At 70.1% G+C, this 14,831-nt stretch carries 14 protein-coding genes and 1 pseudogene; 5 read left to right on the top strand and 10 right to left on the bottom strand.

Going from position 1 to position 14,831, the window contains the following annotated elements:
- Positions 1–29 precede the first annotated feature (29 nt).
- A complete protein-coding gene (locus JKJ07_RS30455; RefSeq protein WP_202995309.1) occupies positions 30–197 on the bottom strand; it encodes a hypothetical protein in 168 nt (55 codons plus the stop codon).
- A gap of 363 nt (positions 198–560) precedes the next feature.
- On the opposite strand from JKJ07_RS30455, the gene JKJ07_RS30450 reads away from it, so the two are divergent.
- Positions 561–1,388, top strand: a complete 828-nt coding sequence (locus JKJ07_RS30450; protein WP_202995308.1) for a rhamnogalacturonan acetylesterase — start codon at positions 561–563, stop codon at positions 1,386–1,388.
- A 162-nt stretch (positions 1,389–1,550) separates the two neighbouring features.
- Here the strand turns inward: JKJ07_RS30450 and JKJ07_RS30445 are convergent, their stop codons facing one another.
- The 4 genes and pseudogenes from JKJ07_RS30445 to JKJ07_RS30430 all read right to left on the bottom strand — a co-directional run bounded on the left by JKJ07_RS30445 (position 1,551) and on the right by JKJ07_RS30430 (position 4,839).
- Positions 1,551–2,516 (bottom strand): pectinesterase family protein, encoded by a 966-nt coding sequence (locus JKJ07_RS30445; RefSeq protein ID WP_236030162.1) that lies wholly within the window; start codon positions 2,514–2,516, stop codon positions 1,551–1,553.
- Positions 2,517–2,563: 47 nt separating this feature from the next.
- Positions 2,564–3,637, bottom strand: a complete 1,074-nt coding sequence (locus JKJ07_RS30440) for a cellulose binding domain-containing protein (RefSeq protein ID WP_307834482.1) — start codon at positions 3,635–3,637, stop codon at positions 2,564–2,566.
- Positions 3,638–3,719: 82 nt separating this feature from the next.
- Positions 3,720–4,226, bottom strand: a pseudogene (locus JKJ07_RS30435) (DUF4760 domain-containing protein); the annotation flags it as partial.
- Between the two features lie 49 nt (positions 4,227–4,275).
- Positions 4,276–4,839 carry a hypothetical protein gene (locus tag JKJ07_RS30430; RefSeq protein ID WP_202995305.1) on the bottom strand — a complete coding sequence of 188 codons (564 nt, stop codon included), beginning with the start codon at positions 4,837–4,839 and terminating at the stop codon, positions 4,276–4,278.
- 163 nt (positions 4,840–5,002) lie between these two features.
- Between JKJ07_RS30430 and JKJ07_RS30425 the strand changes: the two genes are divergently transcribed.
- Positions 5,003–6,379 carry a C40 family peptidase gene (locus JKJ07_RS30425; protein ID WP_202995304.1) on the top strand — a complete coding sequence of 459 codons (1,377 nt, stop codon included), beginning with the start codon at positions 5,003–5,005 and terminating at the stop codon, positions 6,377–6,379.
- A 45-nt stretch (positions 6,380–6,424) separates the two neighbouring features.
- Here the strand turns inward: JKJ07_RS30425 and JKJ07_RS30420 are convergent, their stop codons facing one another.
- The 5 genes from JKJ07_RS30420 to JKJ07_RS30400 all read right to left on the bottom strand — a co-directional run bounded on the left by JKJ07_RS30420 (position 6,425) and on the right by JKJ07_RS30400 (position 11,949).
- Positions 6,425–7,252 (bottom strand): ABC transporter permease, encoded by an 828-nt coding sequence (locus JKJ07_RS30420; RefSeq protein ID WP_202995303.1) that lies wholly within the window; start codon positions 7,250–7,252, stop codon positions 6,425–6,427.
- The gene (locus JKJ07_RS30415) at positions 7,249–8,238 is read right to left on the bottom strand and encodes an ATP-binding cassette domain-containing protein (protein ID WP_202995302.1); all 990 of its coding nucleotides are present in this window, start codon (positions 8,236–8,238) and stop codon (positions 7,249–7,251) included. Before JKJ07_RS30415 ends, JKJ07_RS30420 begins: the two co-directional genes overlap by 4 nt.
- A gap of 123 nt (positions 8,239–8,361) precedes the next feature.
- A complete protein-coding gene (locus tag JKJ07_RS30410; RefSeq protein WP_202995301.1) occupies positions 8,362–9,333 on the bottom strand; it encodes a S1 family peptidase in 972 nt (323 codons plus the stop codon).
- Positions 9,334–9,393: 60 nt separating this feature from the next.
- Positions 9,394–10,218: an alpha/beta fold hydrolase gene (locus JKJ07_RS30405; protein ID WP_202995300.1), complete on the bottom strand. Its 825-nt coding sequence runs from the start codon at positions 10,216–10,218 to the stop codon at positions 9,394–9,396.
- A gap of 1,074 nt (positions 10,219–11,292) precedes the next feature.
- Entirely contained in the window at positions 11,293–11,949 is a 657-nt protein-coding gene (locus JKJ07_RS30400) for a response regulator transcription factor (protein ID WP_202995299.1), read from the bottom strand.
- Between the two features lie 137 nt (positions 11,950–12,086).
- Here JKJ07_RS30400 and JKJ07_RS30395 point away from each other — a divergent pair, with 137 nt between their 5' ends.
- The 3 genes from JKJ07_RS30395 to JKJ07_RS30385 are packed head-to-tail and all read left to right on the top strand — an operon-like array spanning position 12,087 to position 14,815.
- On the top strand, positions 12,087–12,596 hold the full coding sequence (locus JKJ07_RS30395; protein WP_202995298.1) for a hypothetical protein: 510 nt from the start codon (positions 12,087–12,089) through the stop codon (positions 12,594–12,596).
- Between the two features lie 14 nt (positions 12,597–12,610).
- The gene (locus JKJ07_RS30390) at positions 12,611–13,726 is read left to right on the top strand and encodes a sensor histidine kinase (protein WP_202995297.1); all 1,116 of its coding nucleotides are present in this window, start codon (positions 12,611–12,613) and stop codon (positions 13,724–13,726) included.
- Entirely contained in the window at positions 13,727–14,815 is a 1,089-nt protein-coding gene (locus tag JKJ07_RS30385) for a sensor histidine kinase (protein ID WP_202995296.1), read from the top strand. It abuts the gene before it with no gap.
- Positions 14,816–14,831 lie beyond the last annotated feature (16 nt).

Genomic DNA, 14,831 nt, shown 5'->3' with positions numbered 1-14,831 from the left:
CAGCTCGCCCAACCCGGGGAGGTTGTTGCTCAGCTTTGCGGCTCCGGGGCGGAGTGCCGGCCCTTGCTCTCGGTGGCCGCGCGACGCTCCAGCTCCTCGTCCTTCAACAGATACTTCTTGATGTTGACGGTGGAACGATCCCCGAGATCGTCCGGCTTCGCGGCGTGCCGGCCGGACTGCTGGTTGCTTTCGGTCATGACCGCAGACCGTACCCTCCGCGCGGGCCCGCGCCAAACATCGACAGGCGCCTAATTGGAAGATCGAATCAGGGTTTTCGGCGCGGCGCCGGGCGGCTCTCGGCCGGATCGATTCCGCAGTCCCAGCTCACGCCGCGGCCGTCACTTTCGGTAATTGCGCCATCCCACTCGCGGTGCTACCGCCCACCGGGCCGGACGGGCAGGAACAGACATTTCCCGGCAGGCGCGGGCGTCCTCGAGCCCATCACTGAGCGAACGGTTCGCTACGGAGAGCTTGAATTTCTTGTTATCCGACTCCCGGACGGTCGCACTACTGAACGGACCCGCCGGGTCCGCCCGCCGTCCGTTTCAGGGAGGATTGTCATGTCCGATCACACAAGCCGCCGGGCCTTTCTGGCCGGGGCCGGCGCCGTCGGCGCACTCGCCGCTGTTGCCCCGTCGCTGCTGACCGGCCCCGCGTCGGCCGCCGCGGCCGCCGTCAAGGTCTACGTCGCCGGGGACTCCACCGCCTCGACGTACGGCAAGTCCGCCGCCCCGCGTACGGGCTGGGGTCAGGCTCTTCCGGTTTTCTTCACGTCGGGCGTCACGGTCGTCAACCATGCCAAATCGGGTGCGAGCTCGAAGAGCTTCGTCGACTCGGGGCTGCTCACGCCGATCCTCAACGCGATCACGGCGGGTGACTTGCTGCTCATCTCGTTCGGTCACAACGACGAGAAGGCCGAGGACCCGGCGCGCTACACGATCCCGGCGACGACCTACAAGACCTACCTGAGCCGGTTCGTCGACGGGGCCCGGGCCAAGGGTGCCACCCCGGTGCTGGTCACCCCGGTCGAGCGGCGCCGCTTCGACAGCGCCGGCGTGGCTCAGTCGTCGCACGGCGCCTACCCGGGCGCGATGAAGGAGCTGGCCGCGGCCAGGCAGGTGCCGTGCATCGACCTGACCGCGCTCAGCCTGGTCCTGTGGAACAAGCTGGGCGTGAACGACACCCGCAAGTGCTTCCTGTTCCTGGCGGCCGGGCAGAGCCCCAACTACCCGGACGGCATCGAGGACAACACGCACTTCCGGGCGCACGGCGCGATCGAGGTCGCCCGCCTGGTCGCCACCCAGCTCAAGAACCAGGGGCTCCGGCCGGGCGGCGACTTCCAGCGGCTGACCTCGAACGTCGCCGACTCCCTGATCGTCTGGCCCTAGGCCCTGTTTCGCAGTGGGGGCGGGGCTGCGGCAGGGCCCAGATCCCGCCTGGCGGCGCCTGAGGGAAAGCCAGGTTCCAACACCGGGAGCCAGGCTTCCCCGGGCCACCACCAGACGAAATCTGGACCCGGCCTCGCTCCCACCCCCACTACGAAACAGGACCTAGCCCACCGGGTTCCAGCCGTCGGAGCCCGCCAGGTATTTCTGCGGGGTGTAGTTCGCGGCCTGCGCGTCGGTCAACTGCCTGCGGTTGCTGTTGACCGTCGCGCCCGCGCCGGTGTTCTTGTATTCGTAGAAGCGCGCGTTCTGCCAGGCGTTGCCGGACATGTCGGTCCAGGGCTGCGCGACCTTGATGGTGGCGCTCAGGTTCGACTCCCTGACCGTGACCTGCCCGGCGGCGCCCCACGGCCGGCCGAGATAGGTGACGTTGCTGGTCACGCCGGTGATCGTCGACTTGTAGATCAAGAAGCCGTACGGGGAGGCCGCGTCGGTGTTGGCCGCGGTCAGGTAGCCGCCGGTGCTGCGCTTCTCGTGGATCGTGCTGGCGTAGATGACCGCCGCGCCGTTGCCGTAGATGAAGTCGACGGTGCCTTCGATGTACGAGCTCCAGATGTACGCCCGGGCCTTGTTGTAGATGAGCAGCGTGTCCTGGTCGGCAGTCACCCGTACGTTCCCCAGCCGCGCCCGGTCTCCGTAGAGCGCCAGCGCGAGCGCCTGCGAGGAGCCGTTGGCGGCCTCGTCGTAGTCGTTGCTGAACGTCAGGTTCTTGCCGTAGAACTCCTTGGCCTGCACGTAGACCGTGGCCGAGCCGGTGGTGCCGGCCGTCGACGCGGGCTTGTTGTTGACGATCACCGTGGCCGCCGCGGTCGAGCCGAGACCCTCCAACGTGACGTACGGCTTGTTCGACGGGATGACCACACTCTCCCGGTATGTGCCCGCCTTGATCGTGATCGTGACGCGGCTGGTGTTGCCGGCCGGCACGGCGTTCACGGCGGCCTGCACCGTACGGTAGGTGGCCGAGCCGTCGGCGGCGACGGTCAGGGTGGTAGCCGCCTCCGAGGGGACGGCGGTAGCGCCGAGGACCGCGATCGGCACCGCCGCCAGGGTGAGAATTCTTCGTGCTCGCAACGTCCGCTCCTTTGTCTTGCGTCGGATGAGGGGCGGGGAGTCAGTTGTCAGCTCAGGGCGCAGGTCACCGCCGGGCTCGGATTGCTGCCCGTCGCCGTTGCCGTAAAGCCGAACGAGGCGCTGGCTCCCGGGGCGAGGCGGCCGTTCCAGCTCGCGTCGCGGGCGGTCACCGTGCTGCCGGTCTGGGTGACTGTGGCGTTCCAGGCCTGGCTGATCCGCTGGCCGGCGCTGAAGGCGAACGTCGCCGTCCAGCCGGCGGTGGTCGCGGAGGACGTGTTGCGTACGGTCACTTCGCCCTGGAAGCCGCCCGCCCACTGGCCGGTCACGGTGTAGGTCGCGGCGCAGGTGCCCGTCGGCGGGGTCGTGGTGGGCGGTGTCGTCGTCGGCGGCGGGGTGCCGCCCAATACCCGCGCCACGGCCGGAAACCAGGCGTCGGCCATCTTGCGGAAGCCGGTGTCGTTGGGGTGGATACCGTCGGTGTTGTCGGCCACCGCGTCATAGCCGGTCCACAGGTCGGCCACCGTGATCGGCGACTGACTGGTGCTGAGCCCGGCCGCCCACCCGGGGATCGCATCGTTGAGGGCCCGCACGTCGGCCGGACAGGTCGAACACGCGGCGGCACTGATCGGAATGATCTGCGCGACGACAACCTTCACGGCCGGGTTCGCCGCCCGCATCTGCCCGACCAGCTTGGTGAAGGCGGTCAGCTTGTCGGCCAGCGGGATGTAGCCACCCCACATGTCGTTGGTGCCCAGGTGCATGAGCACGACGTCGGGCCGAGCGGCGGCCAGCCACGGCGGCAGCTGGTTGTTGGCCGCGATGCCGGTCGCCGAGAAGCCGCCGTGCCCCTCGTGATCGGAGTCGTACGCGTAGCCGGGGTTGCAGCCACCACCATCCGACTGGGTGCCGACGAAGTCGACGTTCGTGTAGCCCGCGGTCTGCAGCCGATTCCAGAGCTTGGCCCGCCAGCAACCAGGCCCGGCGGTGATCGAATCGCCGAGCGGCATGACCCGTACGGGCGCATCGGCGGACTGCGCGGGCCCGGAACTCGCGACCACGGCGGGGACGACCGTGGCTACACCCAGGGCCGCGGCGAGCACCAGCGTACGAAATCGAGACACCATTCAGCCCCTTCGCTTCAGGATGGGAGCGCTCCCAGACTGCATCGTCACCCTTTAATTGAAGAGTGTCAATGGCTGCCGGTCACGGCTCCTCGGCGTCGCTGTTCGCCGCCGCCGCGATCCTGGTCCGCTCGGGCCGAGGAAACGAACGGAGACGAAGCTTGCGAGCGGCGTCTTCCTCGTCGACCTCACTGCAGCGGACGGCGAGATCCTCCAGAAGGGAGAACATCGGCCCCTTGTGATGGCCGTGCTCGCGTTCGTTCAAGACGAAGGGCTCGATCGCGGTCCAGACTCGCCGGACCCGGTGCCTCATCATGTAAACGACTATGTCGGCGTCCACCACGTCGAAGATCACCATCGAGGCCAACGACTGGAAGTAGTAGGCCACGTTGAAGACGCGTTCCTTGGCCGGGCTGGGAAGGTCGGCGATGCCGAGGCTCGGGTCGTGCTCGATGGCCAGCCGTCCCTCGACGTATTCGAGGTCGCGCATGAAGTCAGCGGTCCGGAAATCCTGGATCACGTTCGCGAGCAGCGGCAGATGATTCGCCTGCCGGACGTAGCGAACCTGCCTGAGCGCGAACCATGAGGAGACGGCGAGGGCGGTAACCGCAACGCAGCCATCCTGGAAGCCGTCGGGGTCAGGCCGGTGGGTCGTCTCGGTAGAGGTCTTCGGCGAGGCCCTGGCCGCCCCAGCGAGTTGCCAGCAATTCGGGGCGGGGGCGGACCGGGCGAGGTGTCCAGTTGCGGCGGGTGTCGGGGGCAGGGTCGTCCCAGTCGGCGATCAAGGCGAACTGGTCCGCGGGTAGGCCGGGCTCGCCGCTGTGGGGCTCGCGGATGACCGTGGCCGGGTCGAAGCGTGTCTCCTGGGCCACCTTGCAGTCGTCCGTGCGGGAGGCGACCAGGGTGCCGCACGTGTCGCAGGCCATGCAGGGTTCCCAGCCGGCCAGGGACCAGCAGCCGATGTGGACGTGGTCGTGGACGAAGCGGGTGCCGCGGACGTCGCCGGGTGAGAGCACGAACGTGCCGGTCGTCTGGTCACGGCCGTACGGGCTGGGGTCTGTCGCGTAGGTGCCGGGGGCCAGGCGTGGCGGGTTGACGTGGTGGCAGCTCAGGAGTGACCAGTGTGGACCGGCCGGGAGCTCCACCAGGCGGATCGGGACGCTCAGCGTGTTGCCGCAAGTCGCGCACCGGAACAGATCCACTGCGACAGTGTGGCACGCCGGGCCGGCCTACCCGAACGGGTTAATCGGAGCAGCGGGGGTTCGCGGCGAACGCCCGATATTGGGGCCACGGTATGGATTCCGCCGGTTCTGCGATGTTCTCTCGGTGGGGCCAGGTTCGTTTCTGCTTCCGGACGGGAAATCGATGTCCATTCACCGCAAGCTGTTGAGCACGGGTGCCGTGGCGCTCGCGGCGACAGCCCTCACTCTCATCGCGCCCGCGACGGCGCAGGCCGCCCTGCCGGGGTGCCTGGCCGGCAGCATCGTGGACATGGCGCCCACGCCGACCGGCAACGGGTATTGGCTGACGGCCACCGACGGAGGTGTCTTCAGCTACGGCGACGCCCGGTTCTACGGCTCGATGGGCGGCAAGGCGCTGAACAAGCCCATGGTCGCGGTCGTGCCGACCGGGTCGGGGTCCGGTTATTGGACGGTGGCGGCCGACGGTGGTGTGTTCGCGTACGGCGACGCGGTGGCGCCGGCGTCCAATCCGCTGCCGGCCATGGCGGGCCGCGGTCAGCTGGTCAAGCCGATCGTGGAGGCCACCCGGATCGGGGCCAACGGGCTGCTGCTGGTGGCCGGTGACGGTGGCGTGTTCGCGCTGGGCGGGGCGCCGTTCTTCGGGTCGATGGGTGGCAAGCCGCTGAACAAGCCGATGGTCGACATCGTGGCCAGCCCGACCGGGCGGGGTTACGCGACCGTGGCGGCCGACGGCGGGGTGTTCGCGTTCGGCGACTACCGCGGGCCGTCGAGCAATCCCCTGCCGGGCATGAGGCTGGCGCAGCCGGTGACCGCTGCCGCGCGGGACGGCAACGGCTTCGGGCTGCTGCTGACGGCCGGCGACGGCGGAGTGTTCGCGCTGGGCGGGGCGACCTTCCGGGGGTCCGCGGCGGGGCGGCGGCTGGGCGGGCCGATCACCGGGATCGCGGCCGATCCTCGGGCAGGTGGCTACTGGCTGGCCGGGACCGATGGCGGTGTCTTCGCGTACGGGGCCGGGGCGGGGTTCTTCGGCAACGCCGTCAGCAACCCGTCGTGCTCGGTCACGGTGCCCCCGGCGGGCGGTTCGGCGATCGTCCGGATCGCCGAGGACGTGCTGGCCGGGCGGGCGGTCTCGCCGTGGCGGGGCGGCTCAGTCCCGTACGTGTGGGGCGGTGGGCACGGCTCGGTGGCCGGCCCCTCGACGGGTACGTGCGACGGGTACACCGGTTCGATCAAGCCGTGCCCGGCCACCAAGACCGTCGGGGTCGACTGCAGCGGCTTCACGCGGTGGGTCTACCGGCAGGCGTACGGGGTGGATGTGCTCGGCGGCGGCAACACGAACATGCATCTCAAGCGGATGAAGCGGGTGACCGCCCCGCAGCCCGGTGACCTCGTCTACTTCGGGTCGGGCCCGACCAACACGACACACGTGGCGATCTTCGTCGGCGCCGGCCGGATGATCGAGGCGCCGCAGACCGGGATGAACATCCGGAAGAGCTCGGTCAGCGGCCGTTCCGGGCTGGTGGGCTACTACCGGTACTGACACCGAAAGGGCCGGTCCCGAAGGGCCGGCCCTTTCTCGTGTGCGTCAGGCGCGGCGGTTGTAGGCGCGCAATGCCAGCGGTACGAACACGATCAGCAAACCGGCCATCCAGGCCAGCGTGAGCAGCAGGTGGTTGGCCACCGGGCCGCCGATCAGGAGGCCGCGGATCGTGGCGACGAGTGGCGTGATCGGATTGACATGGACGAAAGCCTGCAGCCAGCCGGGCAGGGTGTCGGTGGCGACGAAGACGTTGCTGCCGAAGCCGAGCGGGAAGACCAGCAGGAACATCACGCCTTGGACGGCGCCCGACGTACGGACCATCATGCCGACCCACACCGAGATCCAGCCGAAGCTCAGGCCGAACGCGATGGCCAGCCCGAGCGCCGCGATGGTGGGCAGGAAGCCGGTCTGCACCCGGAAGCCCATGAGCATGCCGAAGCCCAGCATCACCACGGTCAGGGTGATGTAGCGGACGACGTCGGCGGCCACCGCGCCCACCAGGGGAGCCGAGCGGGCCACCGGCAGGGACCGGAAGCGATCGAACACGCCCTTCTCGATGTCGGCGTTGAGATTTTGGCCGAGCGCGATGCTGCCCATGGACAGTGACTGGGCGAGCAGGCCGGGCAGCAGGAACTGCAGGTAAGCGCTGCGGTCACCGCCGGCGATGGCGCCGCCGAACAGGTAGGTGAACAGCGCCAGGAAGATGACTGGTTGCAGGGTGACGTCGATCAGGGCCTCCGGCGTACGGATGGTCTTGATCAGGCTGCGCCGGGCCAGGGCCACACTGTGGCGCACAAGGGCGGCTAGCGCGCCGCCGCGGGGCTTGTCGATGTCGCCGGTGATGTTGCGAACGGGAACGTCGAGCGTGGTCATACGAGCTCATCCTCCTTGGCGGAAGCAGTGGGGTCACCGTCGTCGGTGAGGGAGTGGAAGACCTCGTCCAGGCTGGGCAGGTGCAGGCCGAGGTCGACGACCTCGACGCCGGCCCGGCGCAGCGCGGGCACGACCACGTCGAGGGCCAGGTCGTCCTTGACCGGCACACTGACCGCGCCGGGACGGGCACCGGCGGCGGTGTCGGAGGACGCGTTGGTGCCGGGGGCGGCCACGGCGTCCAAAACCCTGATCACCTCGGGCACCCGGGCCGCGTCGGCCGGGCGTACTCGCAAGGTCAGTCCCCCGACGCGCCGTTTGAGGCCGTCGGGATCGTCGTGCGCGATGACGCGGCCGTGGTTGACCACCACGATCTCGTCGGCCAGCGCGTCCGCCTCCTCCAGGTATTGCGTGGTCAGCAGGACGCTCGCGCCCTGGGCGACCTGGTTGCGCACGACACCCCACATGTCCTCGCGCTTGGCCGGGTCGAGGCCGGTGGTCGGCTCGTCGAGGAAGATCACCTCGGGGTGGCCGACCAGGCTCGCGGCCAGGTCGAGCCGGCGGCGCATGCCACCGGAATACGTCTTGGCCGGCCGTCCCGCCGCCTCGGCCAGGTCGAACCATTCGAGCAGCTCGGCCGCCCGCTTCCGCGCGTCCCGGGTCGGCAGGTCGAGCAGCTGGCCGATCAGCACCAGGTTCTGGGTGCCGGTCAGGTCCTCGTCGACGCTGGCGTACTGCCCGGTCAGACCGATCCGCCGGCGCACCCGCGCGGGCTCCTTGAGCACGTCGATCCCGGCCACCTCGGCGTAGCCCTCGTCGGGCCGCAGCAGAGTCGCCAGGACCCGTACGGCTGTGGTCTTGCCGGCGCCGTTCGGGCCGAGCACGCCCAGCACGGTTCCGCGTCGCATCGCCAGGTCCACCCCGTCGAGCGCCTGCGTCTTGCCGAATCGCTTGCGCAGCCCCTCCGCGCGCACCACGAGATCGCTCATGATGTTCCGTCCCCCTCCGTCGCGGGCAGCGTGACGGCTGCCCTCGACGTAGAGACTCGCGCCTGGTGCTGACAGCGCGCGCACATACCGCTGATACGGCCTGACACGGCGCTGTTTTCGCAGCTAGCGGCGGCGGTGTGACCCCTTGCGCGGTTTCGCGGCCCACATCACGAGTGCGCCGATCAGCAGCACGATGGGCACCGCGGCCACCCACAGCAACGGCGAAACCGGCTCGTCGGCGGGCTCACCCGACCGCGACTCGGCCCGGCGGGCGGGCGCCGCGGCCGCCTCGGTGGGCTTGGGGCTGGGCTTGGCCGCCGCGGCCTTCAGGTCGGCGCCGATCACCGAGAGGATCCAGGGGGCGACCGCGTCGACCCGGGCCGAGGTGTCGGCGCCGGTGTGCGGGCAGTCCGGGCCCCGGCTGACCACGCCGACCACGGTGGGGGCGCCGGTCGGGCCGCCGATGAAATACGGCCCGCCGGAGTCGTGCTCGCAGGCGCTGGTGTCCTCGCGGGGGGCCTTGCCGATGACGCCCATCTCGAGCTTCGACGTCGACGTGATCTCGAACTGGCCGGTCTGCAGGCGCAGCGTGGTCTGCTTGGCCTTGCCGTCGGTCAGGCCGAACCCGACGAGCCGCACGGTCTGGCCTTTGACGGGCTTCTTGCGATTCAGGCGCATGAGCGGCACGCCGGTGATCGGCCGGTCGAGGCGGGCCAGCGCGACGTCGGCGTCCCCGTGCTGGCGCACCTCGACGACATTCGCGCTGAAACCCGCCGTACCGGAAAGGTCTGCTCTTCCGATCGTGGCGACCGTGCGATCGGCGACCGGGCGCGACACCCGGCGGTCGTTCTCGTCCTTGAAGCAGTGGCCGGCGGTCAGCACCCACCGGGGCGAGATCAACCCGCCCGAGCAGGAGCTGTTCCGCTTGCCGCCGTCCTTGGTGGGGATGCCGATGTCGGTCAGCTTGACCGCGAACTCGTACTGTCCGTCGGCGACATCCTCACCGTTCGCGATCGCGTGGGCCGGCGCAGGCAACACACCGGCACCCAGCGTTGCGGCCACCAGCGCGACGACCACCTTCGATAGCGACTTCATCGCCCACGACTGTAGTAACAAAACGCCAATTACGGACCGCGCCCCTGTTGTCGCGCGGGGTCAGGACTTCAGCCACTCCAGCAGGTCGGCGTTGATGGTGTCGGCCTGGGTGGTGGGCATGCCGTGCGGGAAACCGGCGTACGTCTTGAGCGTGCCGTTCTTCAGCAGCGCGGCGGAAAGCGGGGCAGAGTCCGCATACGGCACGATCTGGTCGTCGTCGCCGTGCATGACCAGAACCGGGACGGTGATCTTCTTGAGGTCCTCGGTGAAGTCGGTCTGGCTGAACGCGACAATGCCGTCGTAGTGGGCCTTCGCGCCGCCCATCATGCCCTGACGCCACCAGTTCTCGATGATCGCCTCGGACGACTCGACACCCTCACGGTTGAAGCCGTAGAACGGGCCCGACGGCAGCGCCCGGTAGAACTCCGACCGGTTCGCGGCCAGCTGCGCCTGCAGGTCGTCGAACACGCTCTTGGGCAGGCCACCCGGGTTGGCCTCGGTCTGCACCATGAGCGGCGGGACGGCGCTGATCAGCACACCCCGCGCCACCCGGCTCTCACCGTGCCGCGCGATGTAGTGCGCCACCTCGCCGCCACCGGTCGAGTGCCCGACGTGAATAGCGTCGTGCAGGTCGAGATGCGCGGTCAGGGCGGCCAGGTCATCGGCGTAGTGGTCCATGTCGTGGCCGTCGCTGACCTGAGTGGACCGGCCGTGACCCCGGCGGTCGTGCGCGATGACCCGGTAACCGTTCTGAACGAAGAACAGCAGCTGCGTGTCCCAGTCGTCGGCGGACAGCGGCCACCCGTGACTGAACACGATAGGCTGACCGGTCCCCCAGTCCTTGTAGAAGATCTCGACGCCGTCGTTCGTGGTCACGTAAGGCATGTGGGACTCCCCCTCGCGGTTGGTGCTGTGCCACCTCAAGCTATGCCGGGAGCGCGCCCACGGACCAGAACACGTGATGAACAACCAATTCCCGTACGCCTGTCACAGCCAACACCGGACGCCGGTCAGTCTCGGGTGACCTGAAGCGACTCGGCGGCCGCACGCTCGGGGGGCCCATTGGTGTCCCGTGGCGGCCTGCGGGGCTGCATGCGCTCGGTGGGCGTCAACGGTCACGCTTGGCGGCGCGCCCGCGCGAAGAGGTTCAATGATTCCTTTGGTCACGCTTTGATAGTGGTCGCGGTGATCCCTCGATGCCGTTTTCAGGCCGCGGCTGAGCAAAACTCATCATTCGGTGGTCCAGGCCAAAGACCTTGACCCAGACAAACGGAATCCCGCGGCTGAGCGGCCCGCCTACCCAGGACTCAACCTTGACCACAGCATGATGAGTTGCACCCACCGCAGGCGAAACTACGGCCGCGAGTAGTCACCGCAACCACCGCCTGACCGCAACCAAAGAAACTCATCAGCCCACCGAGCGCAGGCGTGCCGCCACGGGTGACCATTGACGCCCACCGAGCGCACGCAAGCCACCACGAGGAACCATCGACGCCCACCAGGGGCGCGCGATCCCACCTTGTTGGCCGCGGCGGGGTGGCGGCGCAGGGTGGCGGCGCAGGGGCGGCGGCGCAGGGGCGGCGGCGCAGGGGCGGCGGCCCAGGGGCGGCGGCCCAGGGGCGGCGGCCCAGGGCGGCGGCCCAGGGCGGCGGCCCAGGGCGGCGGCCCAGGGGCGGCGGCCCAGGGCGGCGGCCGCGACGGCGCGGCGAGATGGCGGCCGCCGCAGCGGCGGGTCACAGCAGGTTGCGGGTGGCCGGTAGTGGCAGCGCCGGGCGGGTGGCAGCGTGGCAGGTGGCCACGGCGAGTGGTGGGTGGTGACCGCAGCGGGGTGGTGACCGCAGGTTGCCACGGCGGATGGCAGCGGGTGGCGGCAGGCGACCGCGGCGGGTGGCAAACGGCGGTAGCGGATGGTGGCAGCAGCAGGTGGGCGCGGCGGCTGACAAACGCAACGCGTAGAGGCTAGTGGTCGCGGCGGGTGGCGAAGCCTGTCTCGTAGGCGAGGACCACCGCCTGCACCCGATCGCGCAGGTTGAGTTTGGTCAGGATGCGAGCCACGTGGGTTTTGACCGTTGTTTCGGCCACCACCAACTCGGCCGCGATCTCGGCGTTGGACAACCCCCGCGACATGGAGCGCAACACATCCCGCTCGCGCTCGGTCAAGGCGGCCAACTCCGCCGGCGGGCCGGCCGGCACCACCGGGGAGGCGAAACGTTCGACCAGCCGACGCGTGATCGACGGCTCGATCAGCGAGTCCCCCGTTGCCGCCGCCCGCACCGCGGCCAGGAGGCGGGTCGACGGCGCGTCCTTGAGCAGAAATCCCGCGGCGCCGACGCGCAACGCGCGGTAGACGTACTCGTTCTGGTCGAACGTGGTCAGGACGACGATCGTGGGTGGGTCGGGGTGGCGCAGGATCTCTTCGGTGGCGGCCAGTCCGTCCAGCTCCGGCATGCGGATGTCCATCAGGATCACGTCGGGCTTCGTGAGCTGGGACTGGCGGATCGCCTCCGTCCCCGTGCCCGCCTCGGCCACCACCGTGATGTCGCCTTCGGCCTCCAGGATGACGCGGAAGCCCGTGCGGACCAGGGTCTGGTCGTCGGCTATCAGCACCCGGATCACACCTGCGATTGTGCCGAACCGGCGGACGACGGCGGGTCATCCCTGCGGAGGATGCGGGGCCGGGACATCGTCCTCGAGGAAGACGAGGGCTACCCCCGCGGATCCCTACCGTTCCGGGAAACGAAAGGGGAACGGTCATGAAGAGGACCGATTGGATTGTGGCGGCGCTGCTGACGGCGGCCGGGGCGCTGCTCATGGTGGCGAACGTGATGGGGGCCGACGACGAGTCTCTGGCCCATCCGCTGTCCACCACGTCGTGGGTCATGCTGCCGGTGTTTCTGCTGGCCACCGCGCCGATCCTGTGGCGGCGGCGAAACGTTCTGGCCGTCGTCGGGGTGACGGTGGCGGCGATGGCGATCCACGTGGTGGCGTTCGGCTGGGTGACCCGGTGCGGCGCCGGGCTGCCGCTGGCCTTCGCCCTCTCGTACGCGGTGGCCCGGTTCGCCGGTAACGTCCGGAACCAGGCGATCGGGGCGGCCGGGATCGTCGCCTTGTTGCTGCTCGTGCTCGTGCGGGACTCGTCGATCGGCGGGCTGCCGGGTGGTCTCGAGATCGCTCTTCCGGGGTCCGCCCTCTTCTACGGCATCGGCCTCGCGGTCCAGAATCGAAGGACCACGAAGCCGGCCGCCGAGCACGCGACAGTCTGAAGAGGGGTGCGGCGATGAGCAGGATCCGGATCGGCGATTGGCTCCTGGCGGGGTGCCTGACGGCGCTCGGGGTTCTGCTCATGGTCTTCATGGTGGTGGTCGACGACGCGCAGATGGCCCGCGACATCGCCGCCGGCGCCGCGGTGCACCCGGTCGACTCGCATTCGGTGTGGATGGTTCCGCTGTTCGCCGCGGCCACGATCCCGGTGCTGTGGTGGCGTCGCAGCGTCCTGGCCGTCACCGGCGTCGCGCTGGTCGTCATGGTTCTGCACGACCTGCTCTTCGGCTGGGTCACCAGGTGCGGCGCGGGGCTGCCACTCGTGTTCACCTTGACGTTCCTCGGGGCGCTTTCCTACCCCCGTACGAGGGCCTGGTTGGCTTTTGGCTTGAATGTGTTGCTGTGTTGCGCCGTCCTGGTGGTCGACTCGTCCGCCGGGCCGGGCGCGTTGATCCTGGCCGTGCCGGTCGCGCTGATCGTGTTCGGCGTGGGCCGGGCGGCCCGGCAGCGCAGCATGCTCAACCGGCAATTGCGCAGCCGTGACGAGGAGTTGCGGCAGTTGCGCGACGAGCGGGCCGCGCTGCTGGTGGCCGACGACCGGGCCCGCCTCTCCCGCCAGCTCGACGAGTTGTTGCAGGAACGGCTCGACCAGCTCGGGCGGGCCGCCGAGTCGGCCGACGGGCTCGAACCGGCGGGGGCCCGGCAGCTGCTCGAGTCGATCGAGAGTGACAGCCGCCGGACGATGGACGACATGCGCGAGATCGTGGGCCTGCTGCGCGGCGGGGAGGTCGACCTGTCGCCGGCGCCGAGCGTCGCGCATCTCGAAACGCTGCTGGCCCTGGATTCCTGCCTGACCGTGACCGGCGATCCGCGGTCGTTGCCGGCGACGGTGGAGCTGTCGGCCTATCGGATCGTCGAATATCTGGTCGGCGTGCTCGACGGGCTCGAGGTGGCGATCCGGTTCGACAACGACGCTTTGGAGATCCGGGTGAACGGCGCGGTCGGCCGGGGCGGCGAAGTACGCGCGGCGGTGACCCGGGCCCGGGAGCGGGCGCGGCTGCTGGGCGGGTCGGTCGACGTGCGGGTGGCGCGGGGCCGGGCGCGGGTCGTGGCGCTGCTGCCGGTGATGTAGATGCTGGAGCGGGCGGCGATCGCGGCGCTGGTCATCGCGGTGGTCGTAGTGCCGGCGACCGTTGCCGGGCAGTGGGCGCCGCCCATCGTGCTGCTGACCGTCAGCGGGCTCACGCTGCTCTGGTGGCGCAAGCATCCGCAGGTCGTGACGGTCGTGGGTGGCTCGTTGTGGCTGCTGGCGGCGGTGCTCGGCGGGCGCGGCTGGTTCCCCGATCCGGCCCTGGTCATCATGGCCCTGCTGGCCGGGGTGGCGGCCCTGGCCTTCGGCGGCCGGGCGGCCTGGCTGGCCGGAGCGGGGCTGGTGGCGTACCTCTGGGCGTTGTGGTCGTTGGTGGACCCGTCGATCGGGCTGGCCATGTTCAGCGTGCCGGCCTTCTTCGCGGGCACGGTGCTGCGCCTGCGTCGCGAGGCCGCCCGGCAGCTGGCCGAGCGCGGGCGCGAGCTCGAGGAGGAGCGCGAACTGTTCGCCGAGCTGGCGCTGCGGCACGAACGCGCGCGGATAGCGGCCGAGCTGCACGACATCATCGGCCACGCGATCAGCGTGATGATCATCCAGGCCGCGGCCGGGCAGCGGCTCGTCGAGCGCGATCCGGCGGGGGCCCGGGAGACGTTCGGCGCGATCGCCGAGTCGGCGCGGCAGGGGCAGGCCGACCTCAAGCGCCTGATCGACCTGTTGGGCGGCACCGAGGTCGGCGGTCCGGACCTGTCGTTGATCGAGGAGGTCGTGACCCGCGCGGCTCGCAGCGGTCTCGACGTGACGTGCCGGTTCACCGGCGACCGGGACGGGGTGCCGGCGCCGGTCGCGCACGTCGCCTTCCGGGTGGTGCAGGAGAGCCTGACCAACGCGCTGCGGCACGCGCCCGGAGCCCCGGTGCGGGTTCTTGTCACGGGGGAAGGACGGCGTTTATCCGTACGCGTGGAAAACGACCCGTCGACGCAGGCGCGGCTGGAGCTCGGCGGCACCGGTCACGGCCTGGATGGGCTGCGGGAACGCGTACGGGAGCAGGGCGGCCGGCTCGACGCGGGAACGCTCCCAGGCGGTGGCTGGGTGGTGGAGGCGGCGCTGCCGGGCTCCTACGATCACCGGTGACTACGACGTTCAGGGG

Source organism: Paractinoplanes lichenicola, from assembly GCF_016785085.1.
In the GTDB taxonomy this organism is placed as follows: Bacteria; Actinomycetota; Actinomycetes; order Mycobacteriales; family Micromonosporaceae; genus Actinoplanes; species Actinoplanes lichenicola.
Note: the sequence above shows the minus strand (reverse complement) of the source record. Positions and strands in the feature narration are given on the sequence as shown.